Source organism: Bradyrhizobium sp. 154, assembly GCF_023073875.1.
Lineage (GTDB): Bacteria > Pseudomonadota > Alphaproteobacteria > Rhizobiales > Xanthobacteraceae > Bradyrhizobium.
In genome coordinates this window covers 18,416-34,425 of record NZ_JADPKG010000113.1, presented here as the reverse complement: position 1 = coordinate 34,425, position 16,010 = coordinate 18,416, and the positions used below count along the sequence as shown (strand labels likewise).

Below are 16,010 nucleotides of genomic sequence, written 5' to 3'. Positions count from 1 at the left end.
CGAGCCATCGGGCCGCGCTTCGCGCGGACCCGTTGGCTCGCAATGACGGTGTGGATAAACGCCTCGCTAACGGATGAGAAGCGAGCCTCTACCGATGCTGGATCGCCCTGATCGCGCCACGGAGCTCGGCGAGGCCGCGCAGGCGGCCGATGGCGGTGTAGCCGGGATTGGTGCGCTTGGTGGCGGCGAGATCGTCGAGCATGCGGTGGCCATGGTCGGGACGGAAAACAATCCTCTTGTCCGGCGAGCGCCGCGCATTCTCCTTGAGCAGCGCCTTGAGCACTGCGATCATGTCGACGTCGCCGTCGAGGTGATCGGATTCGTAGAAGGAGAGACCATCAGCCTCGCGCTTTGTTGCGCGCAGATGGGCAAAGGCGATGCGAGGGCCAAAGCGCTCCGCCATCGCAGGCAGATCGTTCTCGGCGCGCACGCCGAGCGATCCAGTGCACAGGCAGATGCCGTTGGCCTTGGACGGCACGGCGTCGAACAGCGCCTGGTAGTCCTCGGCCGTCGAGGCAACGCGCGGCAGGCCGAACAGCGGGCGCGGCGGATCATCCGGATGCAGCGTCAGCGATACACCGAGTTGCTCGGCGACCGGCGCGACACGGCCCAGGAATTCGGCAAGATGCCGCCGCAGGATCTTCGGCGTGATGTCGCGATACGTCTCGAGCCGATCGCGGAATTGCGGGATGGTCATCGGCTCGGTGGTCGAGCCCGGCAGCGCGCTGGCAATGACCATCACGAGATAGTCGATGTCGGCCTGGCTCATCTTGTCCAACAGCTGTTTCGCGCGGGCCTGCTGCTCCGGCGAATACTCCTGAAGCGCAGCAGGACGCTTGAGGATATGCAGCTCGAAGGCGGCAAAGCGGTCCTGGTCGAAGCGCATGGCGCGGGCGCCGTTCGGCAGCTCCCATTCCAGATCGGTGCGGCACCAGTCGACGACAGGCATGAAATTGTAGCAGATGATCTTGATGCCCGAAGCGGCCACCGCTTCGAGACTCGCGATCCACGCCTCGATCGACTTCGTCGCCTTAGCCCCGAGTCGCTTGACGTCGTCGGGGATCGGAATTGATTCCACCACCGACCAGGTCAGTTGCGAGCGGCCGGGCTGCCCGTTCTCAACGAAATTCTTGCGCTCCTCGACCGCCTTGCGCGTCCAGGCCTCGCCGATCGGCACCTGATGCAGCGCCGAGACAATGTCCGTCGCGCCGGCCTGCCTGACATCGTCGAGCGAGACTGGATCGTCCGGCCCGTACCAGCGCCATCCTTCCAGCATCATGCGTTGTCTCCGATCAATTCGCGGTCAGCACGACCTTGACGCTCTGCGAGCGGTCGAGCGCCAGCCTGAGCGCATCGGGCGCGGTCGACAGCGGCCGCTCCGCGGTGACCAGCGACAGCACGTCGACGCTGCCGTCCGCGATCAGTTCCACCGCCGTCATGAACTCCAAGCCAAAGCGGAACGAGCCGCGCAGGTCGATCTCCTTCGCCATCACTGCGTTCGACGGCGTCAGGATCTGCCCGCCCGGCAGATTACCGATCTGCACCACGACACCGCCGCGCCTGACGATGCCGATCGCGCTGGAAAGGCCGGCGGCCGTGCCCGAGACCTCGAAGGCGACATCATAGGGACGCGATGCGGCGTGCGCCTTCAGACCCTCTTCGCCGCCCGAAACGTTCTCGACATGCGAGGCGCCGAGCCGGGTCGCGAAGGCCAGCGGCGCCGGCGCAATGTCGGCCACCGTGACATCAGTCATACCGGCGCGACGCGCGGCCAGCATGGTCAGCAGCCCGATCGGGCCGGCGCCGAAGATGATGCCGCGCTTGCCCTCGATGTTGCCAGCGCGCGCGACCGCGTGCAGGCAGACCGCGAGCGGTTCGGCCAGCGCCGCGGCCTGATAGGAGACGTGGTCCGGTATCTTCACGCACTGCGCGGGAATCGCGTCGAAATAATTGGCGAAGCCGCCCTGCATGTGCGGCGTCTTCGAGGCCGAGCCCATGAAGTAGATGTTCTCGCAGAGATTCGGCCGCCCCTCGCGGCAGGCGACGCAATGGCCGCACCAGCGCGACGGGTTGACGGCGATGCGGTCGCCGATCTTCAGGTTCGCCGCGGCGCCGGCGATCTCCACGACCTCGCCGGAGATCTCGTGACCGAGCACCAGCGGCGACTTCACGACGAAATCGCCGGTGCGTGCGTGGCGGAAATAGTGCATGTCCGAGCCGCAGATGCCGCCGGCGCCGAACCGGACGCGCACCATGCCGTCGCTGAGCTTGTCGAGCGGATGCTCGATCATGCGCAGGTCTTCGGGCCCGAATAGGGTTGCGGCAAGAGCAGTGGAAGTCATTTGGAAAGTCCCATGTATTTTGGCAGCCAGAGGGTCAGTTCGGGAATGTAGGTGATCGCGATCAGCGCGAGCATCAGCGGCACCAGCCACGGCAGGATCGCCACCGTCGTACGCTCGACCGAGAGTTTTGCCACGCGGGCGAGCACGAACAGCACCATGCCGAGCGGCGGGTGCAGCAGTCCGATCATCAGGTTCAGCGTCATGATCAAGCCGAAATGGATGGGATCGATGCCGAGCTTGAGCACGATCGGCAGCAGGATCGGCACCAAAATGGTGATCGCCGCCGTGGTGTCGATGAAGCAACCGACGAACAGGATCAGGACGTTGGCGAGCGCCAGGAACACCCATTTGTTGTGGGTGATGCTGAGCATCCAGTCCGACAACATCTGCGCCGCCTGCGACACCGTCAGCAGCCAGGCGAAGATCGAGGCTGCCGTGACGATGAACAGCACCGAGGCCGTGGTCTCGATAGTGTCGAAGGTCGCCTTGGCGACGGTCTGGAACGTCATCGTGCGATAGCGCACGAGGCCGAGGAACAGCGACCAGATCACCGCGGCGACGGCGGCTTCCGTGGGCGTGAACCAGCCGAGGGTCATGCCGCCGATCAGGATCACCGGCGCCATCAGCGCCATCACCGCGGAGAAGTCGAAATACCAGTCGATCACCAGCAGCGTGCCGAGACCGATCACTACCGCCATGTTGGTCGACATGCCGGCGAGCGTCATCAGCCAGATCGCAAGCGGGAACGACAGCACGATGACGATCTCAAGCCCGGCCGAGCCGAGCTGCGGCCAGGAGAACGGCGTATCGCTGCCCCATTTGTTCTTGTGCGCGAAGTAGGTGACGGTGGCCATCATGAACAGGGTCAGGACGACGCCGGGAATGACGCCGCCGAGGAACAGCGCGCCGATCGAGACGTTCGCCATCATGCCGTAGATCACGAAGGGCAGCGACGGCGGGATGATGGGTCCGAGCGTCGCCGAGGCCGCGGTGACGCCGACCGAAAACTCGGTGGAGTAGCCGTGGTCCTTCATCGCCTTGATCTCGATGGTGCCGAGACCGGCGGCATCGGCTATCGCGGTGCCTGACATCCCGGAGAAGATCACCGAGCCGATGATGTTGACGTGGCCGAGGCCGCCGCGCATCCAGCCAACGAGCGCAACGGCGAATTTGTAGATGCGCCCCGTAACGCCGGCGATGTTCATGAGGTTGCCGGCCAGAATGAAGAACGGCACGGCGAGCAGCGGAAAGCTCTCGACGCCGGCGATCATGCGCTGCGCCAGCGTGACGTCGGGCGTCACGCCGCTGACCAGGATGTAGAGCAGCGACGACGCGGCCATGGCAATCGCCACGGGAACGCCGAGCAGCATCAGGATGAGAAAGCCTCCGAGCAACAGCAGCATGGTCCTATCCTTCCGATCCGTCGTAGGCACCGGGACGTTCGAGGACCGAGTAGCCTTGCCGCCAGTTCTGCATTGCCACCTGCACCGAGCGTGCGAACATCAGCACGAAGCCGAGCAGCACGGCATAATATACGTAGTCCTTGGGAAGATTGATCGTGGTCATCTGCTCGTCGCCGATGATCTGGATATAGACCCAGACCAGCTTGATGGCGTAGCCGAAGAAGACGATCCGGATCAGGTCGATCACCGTCGACAGCGCGCGCGCCACGGGTTGCGGCAGATAGCGGTAGACGAGATCGACCTGGATGTGGCGCGACAGCCGCACGCACATCGAGGAGCCGATGAAGACCACGCCGATCAGGCAGTAGGTCGCGATCTCTTCGGTCCAGGCGTAGCTGTCGTTGAGCACGTAACGGGTGAAGAACTGGAGGAAGACGGCAAGCGCCATCACCCAGAAGATCGCGAGCGCCAGCCAGTCCTCGAGCGCGTAGATGCCGAGATCGACCTTCGGCGTCGCCTCTTCCTCGAAGGTATGGGCGATCTCGTCCGCGGTGATCTGCCGGTGGATTTCGGCGGTCGACATGGGTTGCTCCTCAATGGACCTCAACGTCGTTCCGGGGCGACGCGTCAGCGTCGAACCCGGAACCTCGAGATTCCGGGTTCTCGCTTCGCGAGCCCCGGAATGACAGCCACTGCTATTTGACTTGCTGGATCTTTTCCCAGTCGGCCTTGCGGTAACCAAAAGTCTCGAACGCAACGTTCTTCAGCACGGTGTCGCGGAACTCGTTCTTGTCGACTTCGGTCACGCTCAAGCCTTTCTCCTTGAAGAAGGCGACCAGCTTGGCCTCGTTCTGCTTGATCTCCTCGGTGGCCCTGGCGGCCGCTTCCTGCGCGACATCGGTGAAGATCTTCTTGTCGTCGTCGCTGAGCTTCTTCCACAGCGCGCCCGCAATCACGGTGTTGAGGTGGTCGACGATGTGGCCGGTCAGCACGATGTGCTTCTGCACCTCGTAGAACTTCTTGGCCTCGATTGTGGTCAGCGGATTCTCCTGCGCCTCGACGGTGCCGTTCTGGAGCGCGAGATAGACTTCTGCGAACGCGATCGGCGCGGTGTTGGCGCCGCAGGCGCGCGGCATTGCGAGATAGGCCGGCACGTCGGGCACGCGCATCTTCAGGCCTTTCATGTCGGCGCAGGTCCTGATCGGCTTGTTCGACGAGGTCTGGCGCACGCCGTAATAGGTCACCGCGACGATCTGGTGGCCGCTCTTGTCCTCGTAGCCCTTGGCGAGCTCCTTGAAGATGTCGCTCTTGGTATAGGCGAGAAGATGGTCGGCGTTGCGGAAAGTATAGGGATAGTAGGTCACGGCGATCGGCGGGAAGCTCTTGGCCGCGAAGCTGGAGCCGGAGATGATGATGTCGACCGAACCGAGCGCGAGCCCCTGGTTGATGTCGGCTTCCTTGCCGAGCTGGGAGGCCGGATAGACCTCGATCTGATAGCGGCCATTGGTGCGCTTGCCGATCTCCTGCGCGGCCCAGACCGATGCGGTGTGGAACGGCTCCGAGGTCTCGTAGACATGGGCCCATTTGAGCTTGGTCTGCGCCATGCCTGCATTGGTCGCAGCCAGCAGCGCGGCGGCGGAGAGCGCCGCGGCAATCGTCATCTTCTTCAACATCGACTTTTCCTCCATCGTTCAAGTCTGCTTCTTGTTCGCCCGCCCCAAAGCGGAAGCGAGCCGCCCAATCTCATCGCCGCCGTGCGCTGCTGCTCGCAGCCCGCTTCTTCGGCGCATGTTTCGGTTTTGACGGTTTTGCCCCGGCTCGCTCCGTGCGGCTGGGTCCGGACGAGGATCCCACCGCGTTCTCGGCACCAAAATTCTGCGCGAAGCGTTCCTGGGAGCGCGCCAGATGATTGCGCATGGCATCGCGCGCGGCCTGCGGATCATGCGCCGCGATTGCATCGCGCACCGCGCGATGTTCGTCGAGCGCCGTGCGCCACGTGCCCGGACTCTCGAAATAATGCGCAAGCTGAGCGAAATAGGGATTGAGGCGCTGGTCGAACAGGTCGCCGACCACGCGCACCAGAACGGCATTGCCGAGGCTCCCGGCGATCGCGATGTGAAACGCGCGATCATGGACCATCGAGGCTTCGCCGGGATGCTCGACATTCTCCATCGCGACAAGGGACGCATCGATGCGGGCGATGTCGTCCTTGGTCGCCACGCGCGCGGCCTCTTCGGCGACGGCGCTTTCCAGGAATTCGCGGGCGCGCAGCAGCTCAAACGGGCCCTCGATGACGGATGCGGGTGCTGGTGCCGCAACGGCGGCGGGCTCGATCACGTAGATGCCGGACCCGACCCGGATGCGGAGGCGGCCTTCGACCTCGAGCGCGATCAAAGCTTCGCGCACCGTCGGCCGCGATACCTTGAGCTGCTCGGCGAGCTCGCGCTCGGTCGGCAAGCGGCTACCGACGGCGTACTCGCCGCTGTCGATCAGGCTTCGCAATTGATCGGCGACCTGGCGATAGAGTCGTCTCGCCTCCACAGCTTCCAGCGGCACGCTGGTCCTCCCGAACGGGTCGCGAGGCACCTCGTGCACCCGCGACCGGCCAATTTTGGAAAATTGGTCTTACCAATTGACCGGAGCATTGACCGAAGACAGGCGCCATGTCAAGCAGCGGCAAAGCAAAGGGGAGACGTCCATGCGCCTTCGTTCAACGCGCCTTGGCCGCACCAATCTCGAGCGGCTGTCTCCCGGCATCCGCCGCCCGGCCTATGACCGTTCGCGCGTCACGCCGGGCGTCGTGCATCTGGGCTTGGGAGCGTTTCACCGTGCACACCAGGCCGTCGTCATCGACGACTGCCTTGCCGCCGGCAGCGCGTCCTGGGGGATCGTCGGCGCGAGCCTGCGCAGCCCGGACACGCGCGACGCCCTCGCCCCACAGGACCACCTGTACACCGTTGCCATACGATCGGCCGAAGGCACCGAGCACCGCGTCATCGGCGCGCTGCTCGACAGCGTCGTCGCTCGCGAGGATCCGGCACGGCTGGTCGGGCGGATGGTCGATCCCGCCATTCGCATCGTGTCCCTGACCGTCACCGAGAAGGGCTATTGCCACACGCCGCAAACCGGCGATCTCGACGAGCGGCATCCCGACATCGTGCACGATCTCAACAATGTCGACGCACCGCGCTCGGCTCCGGGCTTCATTGCGGCCGCGCTGGCGCGCCGGCGGGCGCAGGGTCTTCCACCGTTCACCGTGCTGTGCTGCGACAACCTCGCCGCCAACGGCCACACCGTGCAGCGGATCGTGACGCAGTTCGCCGCGCTGCGGTCGAATGAGCTCGGCAAGTGGATCGCGGATGCAGTCGCTTTCCCCTGCACGATGGTCGACCGCATCGTGCCGGAAACCACGGACGCCGACCGGGACTCGGTTTCATCCGCGCTGGGCCTTCACGACGCATGGCCCGTGATGACCGAGCCGTTCACGCAATGGGTGGTCGAGGACCGCTTCCCCGCGGGCCAGCCCGATCTCGCCGCCGCAGGGGTCGAGCTCGTCAGCGACGTCAAGCCGTTCGAGCTGATGAAGCTGCGGCTGCTCAACGCCAGCCATTCGGCGCTGGCCTATCTCGGCTATCTCTCAGGCTACGAGACCATCGCCGACACCATGCAGGACCCGCATTTCGCCCGTCTCGCCGCGCAGGTGATGGAAGAGGCCGCGGTGACGCTGACAATGCCTTCAGGCACGGACCTCGCCGCCTATCGCGCCTCGCTGCTCAAGCGCTTCGCAAATCCTGCACTTCACCACCGCACCTGGCAGATCGCGATGGACGGCTCGCAAAAGCTCCCACAGCGCCTGCTCGGCGCGATGCAGGATCGCCTGCGCAAGGATTTGCCGATCGCAACCCATGCGCTCGCGGTGGCCGGCTGGATGCGCTACGTCACCGGGCTCGACGAGCAGGGCCGCGCGATTGACGTGCGCGATCCGCTCGCCGGCGAATTCGCCGCACTGGCGCGCGAGGCAGGTCCCATCGCCGAGCGGCTCGCGCCCGCAATGCTCGGGGTCGCAAAGGTGTTCGGACCTCTTGGCGCAGAGCCGCGCCTGCGCGAGGCCGTGACTGCGGCGCTCGGCCGTCTCTATCAGGATGGCGCACGGCGAGCGGTGGCGGCGCACGTTTCGGCGTGACCACAAAGCGCAGCATCTTGAATGCTGCATCGCGGTCAAAGCCGACGGAAGTCGCGCTTGATTTTTGCTTGCCATTGCCGCACCCGGGAGGCATGGCAAAGGACAGCAAGGTCATCGCCGCGAACGCGGCCTTCTACGCCGCCTTTTCGACCGGCAATTTCAACGAAATGGAGCGAATGTGGGCGGATGATGACGCCATTTCCTGCATCCATCCCGGCTGGCCGGCCATTATCGGGCGGGCCACCGTGATCGGAAGCTGGCGCGACATCCTGCAGAACCCGGAGCGGCCGCAGATCGTGTGCGCCGAACCGCAGGCCATCGTCGACGGCGACAGCGCGCGCGTGCTCTGCATCGAGATCGTCGACGGCACCGCTTTGGCGGCAGCGAACCATTTCCGCCGCGTCGGCGACGGCTGGCGCCTGGTGCATCACCAATCGAGCCCGATCGCGCAGATTGTCGAGCAGGCCGAAGAGGATAGCCCGAGCCACCGCGTCCACTGAAGATGGCGATCACACCGGCGTGATCTACTGTGCATGGGGTTGTTTTGCGAGTTTTTTGTTTAGCACCTCATCCAAGCCTCGACAGATCGTCCAGCACGACCCGCGCAGCACTGAAATCATCGTCCCGGAAGAACATGCTGCGCGTGATCAGAACCGGTATGCCGGCTCGTGAGGCCGCGATCATGCCGTTAGCGGAGTCTTCGATCGCCACACAATCGTGCGCCGTCAGCCTCAGCCGTGCCAGGACCTCAAGATAGACGTCCGGTGCAGGCTTCTTGTGCCGCACGTCGTCGCCGGCAACGATCGCGTCGAAAACCCTGGCCCAGCCCGGCCCCAGCGCCTGCGAGAGCAGTGCGTCGATATTGCCGTGAGAAGTGGTGGTCGCGATCGCGAGCCGCTGGCCGCGCGCCCTTGCCGCGGCGAGCAGCTCCGCCACGCCTGGCCGCAACGGACAGCAGCCGGTCTCGACCAGCTCGGCATAATGGGCGGTCTTGATGCGATGAAGCTCGGCGATGTCCTCGCCCGTCAATGGTTGGGCGATCCGCAGCCTTGCGTGGTAGGCGCGCATGCGTTCCTTGCCCCCGGTCACCCGCAACAGGTCCTTGTAGACGGCGCGATCCCATTCCCAGCCAAGCCCGTGGCGCGAGAAGGCATGATTGAATGCCTGCCGATGCAGCTCCTCCGTTTCGGCAAGCGTGCCGTCGACATCGAAGATGAGCGCGGCGGCGCGCCGGATCAGGTCGGCAGCATTGCATGCTACCGGCGTGGCGGATGCTTCTGCCTGCATGATCGATGATCTCTCCTAATGCCCGGGTGACCATCGCCCGCGGCCGCAGGTGAGACAAATTGCAATATCTTTTGCCGGCCCCAAAAATCTCTTATGAGCGGAGAGGCGCGCAGGTAGCGCGACGGGAACCCCGACCAGCACGGCAGAGGCATGCGGCTCTTCATCCTTGGTATCGGCTATAGCGCCAGGCACTTCGTCCGCAGGTTCGGCGGCGCCTTCTCGCACGTCGCCGGTACCGTGCGCGATCCCGGCCAGCGGGATGATCTCACCGGCATCGAGGTGCAAGCCTTTTCCGGGAGTGATCTGGATCGCACCACGGTCGAACGCATCAGCGACGCCGACGTCCTTCTCATATCGATCCCGCCCGGCAGCTCCGGCGATCCCGCAGTCACCGGCCTTGCGGACGTAGTGGCGGCAGGTCGCCGCAAGGTCGTCTATCTCTCGACCATCGGCGTGTATGGCGATCACGGCGGCGGATGGCTCGACGAGAGCACGCCGCCACAGGCGATGTTCGAACGCACGCGGATGCGGCTCGCGGCGGAGCAAGCCTGGACGGATGCAACAGGCGGCGCTGCCGCGATCCTCAGGCTTGCGGGCATCTATGGCCCCGGCCGCAATGCGCTCGTGACCTTGCGTGCGGGGAAGGCCCGGCGCATCATCAAGCCGGGACAGGTCTTCAACCGCATCCACGTCGACGACATCGCGAGCGCGATCATGGCCGCTGTCCGTCACCCGAACGGCGGCACCTGGAACGTGTGCGACGACGAGCCCGCGCCGCCGCAGGACGTGATCGCCTACGCCGCGCAGCTGATGGGCGTTGCACCGCCGCCCGAAGAAGCGTTCGCGACAGCCGAGATGTCGGCGATGGCCCGCAGCTTCTATGCCAGCAGCGCCCGGGTCTCCAACGCGAAACTTAAGCGCGAGCTCGGCGTCACGCTTGGTTACCCGACCTATCGGCACGGCCTCGATGCGCTGTGGCGCGCCGGCGAAGGACGATAGGTTCCGGCATCTCCGGCGCGTCCCAGACATGTTCTGCCCGCGCTTGACTCCGCTCAGTCGCAGACGTGTGATCTCGGCATTCGCGAGCCACTGCATAACGAGCTCGCGCCTTTGGGAGGACGCAATGAACAAGACGATCACCATGATCGCGGCGGCGGCTACCGCCATCGCGTTCGGTACGGCCAATGCCGCGCCGCTACCCGAAGCCAATCCCGACGATGTCGGCTTCTCCAAACAGGGCCTTGCACGCCTCGACAGTTTCTTCGCGCGCGAGATCGCCGCCAAGCGCGTACCCGGCGCGGTCGTCGCGGTGGCGCGGGACGGCAAGCTCGTGCACTACAAAGCTTACGGCATGCTTGATCCAGACAAGAGCACGCCGATGCCTGTCGACGCGATCTTCGCGCTGGCCTCGATGACCAAGCCGATGGCAGCGGTCGCGGGCCTGACGCTGATGGAAAAAGGCCAGTTGCCGCTTCAGGCCAAGCTGTCCGACTACTATCCGGCCTTTGCCGACATGAAGGTCGGCGTGCATCAGGCAGACGGATCGCTCAAGCTCGAGCCGCAGGCCTCGCCGATCTTCATCCATGATCTCTACCGGCATACGTCCGGGCTGATGTATGGCGGCCGCCCCGACAGCTCCAGTCCGGTGGCGCGGCAATATCCCGATGGCATAGCGCCTGCGATCGAAGGCGACACCCAGGCCTTCATCGATCGCATCACAAAACTGCCGCTGGCGCATCAGCCCTCGACTGAGTTCGAATACGGTTTTTCGATCGATGTGCTTGGTGCTGTGGTCGAGAAGGTGAGCGAGCAGAAGCTCGGCGACTATCTCGCTGCCAACGTCTGGCAGCCGCTCGCAATGAAGGACGCGACCTTCCACCCGACGGACGCACAGCGCGCTCGCCTCGCCCGCCCGTTCGCCAATGATCCGCTGACCGGCAAGCCCCAGGCGATCAAGCTATTGGACACGCCGACTAAATTCGACTGTGGCGGTGCCTGCGCGTTCGCAACGATCGGTGACTATGCCCGTTTCGGGCAGATGCTGCTCAATGGTGGCGAGCTCGACGGCCAGCGCATTCTCTCCCCCAAGACCATGCATCACATGACGGCCAACCATCTCGGTCCCGAGATCAAGAACAACGTGGCGAACATCGAGCCGCATCGCGGCGGCTTCGGCTTTGGCCTTTCGGTTGCGGTCCGCACCAGCGAAGGCCTGTCGTCGGTCCCCGGCAATCCCGGCGAGTTCACCTGGAATGGCGCCTTCGGGACGCAGTTCTTCTGCGATCCCAAGGAGCGTCTCGTCGTCGTCGTGGGAACGGCGGCGCCGGGCGAACTCAGGAAATATTATCGCGAACAGGTCCAGGACATCGTTTACGGCGCGATGGTGAAGTGAGATCGGCGCGCCGAAATCTAAATGGCGGCCGAACGGGCCGCCCTTTAGCATCTAACGTCAGCACGGGACGCCGTACTTCTTGCGCTCATCGCGACACATGATTGACCCTCTCGGTTGAGCCGGGATATGGGGCGATAGAAGGTGCCCGCCCGGGCGAGCGCCTCCGGATTCGCTTTCGCGCCATCCGGTCTATCGGTGCCTTCTTGTATGCATTATCCCAGTTGCCATCCCCACGCACTTCGCTTTACATGCCCGCAATTCGCCCTCCGGACGGCGGAGGGGACAAAACTGCACGATTGCCAAGGGACGAAATATGGCGCGTAACATCCTGATTCTCGGAGCTTCTTACGGCTCCCTGCTGGGCACGAAGCTCTTGATGGCTGGGCATAACGTGACCCTGGTGTGTCGCGCCAAGACCGCGGAGCTGATCAACCGGGACGGTACCGAGGTGCGCATCAAGTTGCGCGACGAGGCGGTGCACCGGGCGATCTTCTCGCGTGACTTGCCCGGCAAGCTCGACGCGGTGACGCCGGCCAATGTCGACCTCTCCCGCTACGACCTGGTCGGCCTCGCGATGCAGGAGCCGCAATACACCAACCACACGGTGCGCGTTCTCATGGTCAAGATCGCCGCGGCGAAGCTGCCGTGCCTGTCGATCATGAACATGCCGCCGCTGCCCTATCTGAAGCGGATTCCGGCGCTCGCAGACATGGATCTCGAGGAGGCCTACACCAATGCGCAGGTGTGGGAGCGCTTCGAGCCGGGGCTGGTGACGCTGTGCTCGCCCGACCCGCAGGCGTTCCGTCCGCCGGAAGAGGCGGCGAACGTGCTCCATGTCGGCCTGCCCACGAATTTCAAGGCATCGGTATTCGCAGACGAGAAGCACAACAAGCTGCTGCGCGAGCTCGAAGGCGACATCGACGCGGTGACCCTCGAGGGCCACGACGTGCCGGTGAAGCTGAAGGTGTTCGACTCGTTGTTCGTGCCGCTGGCGAAATGGTCGATGCTGCTGACTGGCAATTACCGCTGCATCACGCCGAATGAGCCGCAGTCGATCCGCGACGCAGTGCATGGCGATCTCGCGCGGGCGCAGACGATCTACGATCATGTCGATGCCATCGCCCGCCGCCTCGGCGCCGACCCGCAGGACCAGGTGCCGTTCGCGAAATATGCCAAGGCCGCCGAAAGCCTGCTCAAGCCATCGTCGGCCGCCCGCGCGGTCGCGAGCGGCGCGCCGTTCATCGAGCGCGTCGACTTGCTGGTGAAGCTGATCTCGCATCAGCTCGGTGTGCCCAATGCCGAGATCGACCGCACGGTCGACACCGTGGACCAGAAGCTCAACGAGAAGATCGTGCAGGGCGGATCCGGCGCGCAGTAGGAGCGCCGCTTCCAGCGACACCGGCCCTCACGCGCTGCGAGCGAATCGAATCCAGATCAGGCCGGTCACCGCGACCAGCGTGATCGCGCCGGTGCGCGTGACCAGGTCGGGATGCCCAAGACGACGGGCGCCACGGCCGAGCGTTGCACCAAACGTCACCCACGCCGCGCCCGCCGTGGAATCTGAACCAGCATCACTACAGGTTCGGCGTACGGCACTGTTCCGGTGTGGCGCAAACTCAACGACAGTCGTCGCATCTCGATTGTCACGCGATCCGGTCGCCTTCACATCGCGCCGACGCGCAGGCCGCTGACATCACGACTGCGTGAGACGACAGCATGCCGCCCGTCATATCCCGGCACTTCGCGAGCAAAGCGAGCCGATTCGACGCGAATGAGCTCTCCTTTACGTGCTGGCCCGTCATTCGCGCAGACGTTGCATGCACGCGGGACAGGCTCGGCTTATTGCCCAGCCGACAGAGAGATGAGCAACATATCTTTTTAGGTCAAGTGTTGACCTGTTTGCCGGTCTGTTGTCCGGCGCAATCGCAAGCGCGGCTGAGAGAACCAGAACAAGAACAACAATGGATCAGGCGATGCTGAGCGTCGTCCGCGCGGTCGAGGCAGGCGCGACGACGATGAAGGGCGTGATCGACGCAACCGGACTGTCCCGTCTCAAGATCGAGCGGGCGTTGACCGCACTGGAGAAGCAGAAGCTGCTGGTGCGCGACGGCCAGGGCTTTCGCGCGACCGGCCTACCGAGGGCGGCGCGCCCTGCCCGGCAATGCGGATCGTGCAACGCCTGCTGCGATATCCTCGAAGTCGCCGGCGTCGACAAGCCGGTGAACCAGCTCTGCAAACATTGGCAGGCCGGCACCGGATGCACCATCTACGATCGCCGCCCGCAAATGTGCCGGTCGTTCGTCTGTGCCTGGCTGCAGGGCCATCTCGACGACGACTGGTTTCCGGCGAAGTCGGGCATCGTGGTGCATTTCAGCCAGGACGCCGTCAACGTCACGGTGGACGACGATTGTCCCGACCGCTGGCGCGAGGAGCCGTATTTCAGCAAGCTTGCCGAATGGTCGCTGAACGGCGTCAGGCGGATCGGAAACCGCGGCTATGCGACCCTCGTCGTGTCCGGCACCGAGCGGTTCCTGCTGCTCGGACGCACCATTGTTCCGGATCCGACGCTGTTCGGCACCGCGTTCCTTCCGCTCACCGCCGACACCTTCCGATTCTGGCGGGCGACGTCGCCCGAGCATTTGCAGCGGCTGCATGAGCGCATCGCCGAGATCGACCGGATCAGGCAGGAATTCGGCTCCTGCGCCATTCCCGAGAACGAGGACGACGATCCGCATCCGCCCTATCGGCCCGCACTTTTACGGTTGTCGCATCACGCCTGAACTCCGCCGTGGGCAACGCGGCCTGATTCGCGCGGTAGCGCTCGACGCGCCCCGGCGGGGTTGATAAGCCCCTGTCCGCGAATGAGGGGACTTGAGTCGGGGACATGACGGTTGCGATCGAGATGGGGCAGACCACGGCAGGCGCCGCGGCGGCCATGGACCTCGAGGAGCTGCTGGCGACCCGCCTCCTGGTTCAAGGCAATTCGGGCTCCGGCAAATCACATCTGTTGCGGCGGCTCTTGGAACAGAGCGCGCCCTGGGTGCAGCAGGCCATTATCGATCCCGAGGGCGACTTCGTCACGCTGGCCGATCGCTTCGGCCATCTGGTGATCGAGGCCGAAGATCACACCGAGCGCGGCCTTCAGGTCGCCGGCGAGCGCGCGCGGTTGCATCGTGTCTCCACCGTGCTCAATCTCGAGGGGCTCGATGCCGAGAACCAGATGCGGCGCGCCGCGGCGTTCCTCGGCGGGCTGTTCGACGTCAATCGTGACCATTGGTACCCGATGCTGGTGGTTGTCGACGAGGCACAGCTGTTTGCGCCGGCGGTTGCGGGCGAGGTCTCGGACGAAGCGCGCAAACTGTCGCTCGGCGCGATGACCAATCTGATGTGCCGCGGCCGCAAGCGCGGGCTCGCCGGCATCATCGCGACCCAGCGGCTGGCGAAGCTTGCCAAGAACGTCGCGGCGGAAGCCTCCAACTTCCTGATGGGCCGGACCTTCCTCGACATCGACATGGCGCGCGCCGCCGACCTGCTCGGCATGGAGCGGCGGCAGGCCGAAGCTTTTCGCGATCTCGAGCGTGGCCAGTTCATGGCGCTGGGACCTGCGCTATCGCGCCGTCCCCTGCGTTTGAACATCGGCCCGACCGCTACCTGCCCGCGCAATTCCACGCCGCGGCTGATGCCGCTGCCGGAAGCGATGCTGGAAGACGCGCGCGCCGTGATCCTGGCCGCGCCGCCGCCCGACGCCAGCCGGCCGCAGCGCCGGCCGGCGCCGGATCTGCTCGAGCAGCTCCGCGCCGCGAAAGCGGCAGCTACGCCGGAATCGCGCACGGAGCCGATCGAGCTGCCGGTCAGCGCTGAAGAGCTCGCTGAACGGCGCGAGCGCGTGGATCGTACCCTTCGTGCCGTGCTCGCCGGGCCCGATGCCGGCTTCCGCGCCATCGGCGTGCTCTATCAGGAATTCGTGGTCCGCTGCCGCATCGAGGGGCTCGGCGCGGCGGTGCCTGATCTCAACGAATTCCGCCGCATGCTGACGCACGCGCGCGCCGGGCTCGGCACCGATTTGGCTGAGGACGACGCCTGGCAGGACGTGTCGCTGCGCGCCTCGATCCTGCCCGACGACATGCAGGGCGTGTTCATGATGATCGCGAGGGCGGCGAAGGAAGGCTGGCCGTGTCCCGGCGATGCCGCGATCGCGCGCGCCTATGGCTCGCATTCACTGCGCCGCGCGCAGCGCCTGCTCAGCTATATGGAGGAACAAGGCCTGATCGTCTGCCAGCTCGACGGCGCCGGACGCCGGATCGTGACGCTGGTGGAGCTCGCCTGGGCGACGGCGCCGGGCAATCCCAACGGCGATGATTTGCCGGCGGCGCCGGCGCAAACCGCGGCCGCGCTCTAAGCCC

15 protein-coding genes are annotated in these 16,010 nt (G+C 65.0%); 7 read left to right on the top strand and 8 right to left on the bottom strand.

Annotated features, from left to right (window positions below):
• Window positions 1–88: 88 nt before the first annotated feature.
• The 6 genes from uxuA to IVA92_RS28455 all read right to left on the bottom strand — a co-directional run bounded on the left by uxuA (window position 89) and on the right by IVA92_RS28455 (window position 6,301).
• Entirely contained in the window at window positions 89–1,279 is a 1,191-nt protein-coding gene (uxuA, locus tag IVA92_RS28480; RefSeq protein WP_247278307.1) for a mannonate dehydratase, read from the bottom strand.
• A 13-nt stretch (window positions 1,280–1,292) separates the two neighbouring features.
• On the bottom strand, window positions 1,293–2,342 hold the full coding sequence (locus tag IVA92_RS28475) for an L-idonate 5-dehydrogenase (protein WP_247278306.1): 1,050 nt from the start codon (window positions 2,340–2,342) through the stop codon (window positions 1,293–1,295).
• Entirely contained in the window at window positions 2,339–3,745 is a 1,407-nt protein-coding gene (locus IVA92_RS28470; protein WP_247278305.1) for a TRAP transporter large permease, read from the bottom strand. Before IVA92_RS28470 ends, IVA92_RS28475 begins: the two co-directional genes overlap by 4 nt.
• 4 nt (window positions 3,746–3,749) lie before the next feature.
• Window positions 3,750–4,328: a TRAP transporter small permease gene (locus IVA92_RS28465; RefSeq protein WP_247278304.1), complete on the bottom strand. Its 579-nt coding sequence runs from the start codon at window positions 4,326–4,328 to the stop codon at window positions 3,750–3,752.
• A 112-nt stretch (window positions 4,329–4,440) separates the two neighbouring features.
• Window positions 4,441–5,418 carry a sialic acid TRAP transporter substrate-binding protein SiaP gene (locus tag IVA92_RS28460; RefSeq protein ID WP_247278303.1) on the bottom strand — a complete coding sequence of 326 codons (978 nt, stop codon included), beginning with the start codon at window positions 5,416–5,418 and terminating at the stop codon, window positions 4,441–4,443.
• Window positions 5,419–5,488: 70 nt separating this feature from the next.
• The gene (locus IVA92_RS28455; RefSeq protein WP_247278302.1) at window positions 5,489–6,301 is read right to left on the bottom strand and encodes a FadR/GntR family transcriptional regulator; all 813 of its coding nucleotides are present in this window, start codon (window positions 6,299–6,301) and stop codon (window positions 5,489–5,491) included.
• Window positions 6,302–6,443: 142 nt separating this feature from the next.
• Here IVA92_RS28455 and IVA92_RS28450 point away from each other — a divergent pair, with 142 nt between their 5' ends.
• Both IVA92_RS28450 and IVA92_RS28445 read left to right on the top strand, forming a co-directional pair.
• Window positions 6,444–7,928 carry a mannitol dehydrogenase family protein gene (locus tag IVA92_RS28450; protein WP_247278301.1) on the top strand — a complete coding sequence of 495 codons (1,485 nt, stop codon included), beginning with the start codon at window positions 6,444–6,446 and terminating at the stop codon, window positions 7,926–7,928.
• A gap of 92 nt (window positions 7,929–8,020) precedes the next feature.
• Window positions 8,021–8,428: a nuclear transport factor 2 family protein gene (locus tag IVA92_RS28445; RefSeq protein ID WP_247278300.1), complete on the top strand. Its 408-nt coding sequence runs from the start codon at window positions 8,021–8,023 to the stop codon at window positions 8,426–8,428.
• Between the two features lie 67 nt (window positions 8,429–8,495).
• Here IVA92_RS28445 and IVA92_RS28440 read toward each other — a convergent pair whose 3' ends face one another.
• A complete protein-coding gene (locus IVA92_RS28440; RefSeq protein ID WP_247278299.1) occupies window positions 8,496–9,215 on the bottom strand; it encodes an HAD family hydrolase in 720 nt (239 codons plus the stop codon).
• A gap of 150 nt (window positions 9,216–9,365) precedes the next feature.
• Between IVA92_RS28440 and IVA92_RS28435 the strand changes: the two genes are divergently transcribed.
• From IVA92_RS28435 to IVA92_RS28425, 3 genes are all read left to right on the top strand, one after another.
• The gene (locus IVA92_RS28435; protein WP_247278298.1) at window positions 9,366–10,214 is read left to right on the top strand and encodes an SDR family oxidoreductase; all 849 of its coding nucleotides are present in this window, start codon (window positions 9,366–9,368) and stop codon (window positions 10,212–10,214) included.
• A gap of 124 nt (window positions 10,215–10,338) precedes the next feature.
• On the top strand, window positions 10,339–11,607 hold the full coding sequence (locus IVA92_RS28430) for a serine hydrolase domain-containing protein (RefSeq protein ID WP_247278297.1): 1,269 nt from the start codon (window positions 10,339–10,341) through the stop codon (window positions 11,605–11,607).
• A gap of 313 nt (window positions 11,608–11,920) precedes the next feature.
• Window positions 11,921–12,985 carry a 2-dehydropantoate 2-reductase gene (locus IVA92_RS28425; RefSeq protein ID WP_247278296.1) on the top strand — a complete coding sequence of 355 codons (1,065 nt, stop codon included), beginning with the start codon at window positions 11,921–11,923 and terminating at the stop codon, window positions 12,983–12,985.
• A gap of 27 nt (window positions 12,986–13,012) precedes the next feature.
• On the opposite strand, the gene IVA92_RS35835 is transcribed toward IVA92_RS28425, so the two are convergent.
• The gene (locus IVA92_RS35835; protein WP_256464591.1) at window positions 13,013–13,144 is read right to left on the bottom strand and encodes a hypothetical protein; all 132 of its coding nucleotides are present in this window, start codon (window positions 13,142–13,144) and stop codon (window positions 13,013–13,015) included.
• Between the two features lie 424 nt (window positions 13,145–13,568).
• Between IVA92_RS35835 and IVA92_RS28420 the strand changes: the two genes are divergently transcribed.
• Entirely contained in the window at window positions 13,569–14,387 is an 819-nt protein-coding gene (locus IVA92_RS28420) for a YkgJ family cysteine cluster protein (RefSeq protein ID WP_247278295.1), read from the top strand.
• A gap of 104 nt (window positions 14,388–14,491) precedes the next feature.
• Window positions 14,492–16,006 carry an ATP-binding protein gene (locus IVA92_RS28415; RefSeq protein ID WP_247278294.1) on the top strand — a complete coding sequence of 505 codons (1,515 nt, stop codon included), beginning with the start codon at window positions 14,492–14,494 and terminating at the stop codon, window positions 16,004–16,006.
• Window positions 16,007–16,010 lie beyond the last annotated feature (4 nt).

What these genes read in the sequence shown, in the direction of transcription:
- uxuA (WP_247278307.1), bottom strand. Translation starts at nt 1,279, where the DNA reads ATGATGCTGGAAGGATGGCGCTGGTACGGGCCGGACGATCCAGTCTCG.
- IVA92_RS28475 (WP_247278306.1), bottom strand. Translation starts at nt 2,342, where the DNA reads ATGACTTCCACTGCTCTTGCCGCAACCCTATTCGGGCCCGAAGACCTG.
- IVA92_RS28470 (WP_247278305.1), bottom strand. Translation starts at nt 3,745, where the DNA reads ATGCTGCTGTTGCTCGGAGGCTTTCTCATCCTGATGCTGCTCGGCGTT.
- IVA92_RS28465 (WP_247278304.1), bottom strand. Translation starts at nt 4,328, where the DNA reads ATGTCGACCGCCGAAATCCACCGGCAGATCACCGCGGACGAGATCGCC.
- IVA92_RS28460 (WP_247278303.1), bottom strand. Translation starts at nt 5,418, where the DNA reads ATGTTGAAGAAGATGACGATTGCCGCGGCGCTCTCCGCCGCCGCGCTG.
- IVA92_RS28450 (WP_247278301.1), top strand. Translation starts at nt 6,444, where the DNA reads ATGCGCCTTCGTTCAACGCGCCTTGGCCGCACCAATCTCGAGCGGCTG.
- IVA92_RS28445 (WP_247278300.1), top strand. Translation starts at nt 8,021, where the DNA reads ATGGCAAAGGACAGCAAGGTCATCGCCGCGAACGCGGCCTTCTACGCC.
- IVA92_RS28440 (WP_247278299.1), bottom strand. Translation starts at nt 9,215, where the DNA reads ATGCAGGCAGAAGCATCCGCCACGCCGGTAGCATGCAATGCTGCCGAC.
- IVA92_RS28435 (WP_247278298.1), top strand. Translation starts at nt 9,366, where the DNA reads ATGCGGCTCTTCATCCTTGGTATCGGCTATAGCGCCAGGCACTTCGTC.
- IVA92_RS28430 (WP_247278297.1), top strand. Translation starts at nt 10,339, where the DNA reads ATGAACAAGACGATCACCATGATCGCGGCGGCGGCTACCGCCATCGCG.
- IVA92_RS28425 (WP_247278296.1), top strand. Translation starts at nt 11,921, where the DNA reads ATGGCGCGTAACATCCTGATTCTCGGAGCTTCTTACGGCTCCCTGCTG.
- IVA92_RS28420 (WP_247278295.1), top strand. Translation starts at nt 13,569, where the DNA reads ATGGATCAGGCGATGCTGAGCGTCGTCCGCGCGGTCGAGGCAGGCGCG.
- IVA92_RS28415 (WP_247278294.1), top strand. Translation starts at nt 14,492, where the DNA reads ATGACGGTTGCGATCGAGATGGGGCAGACCACGGCAGGCGCCGCGGCG.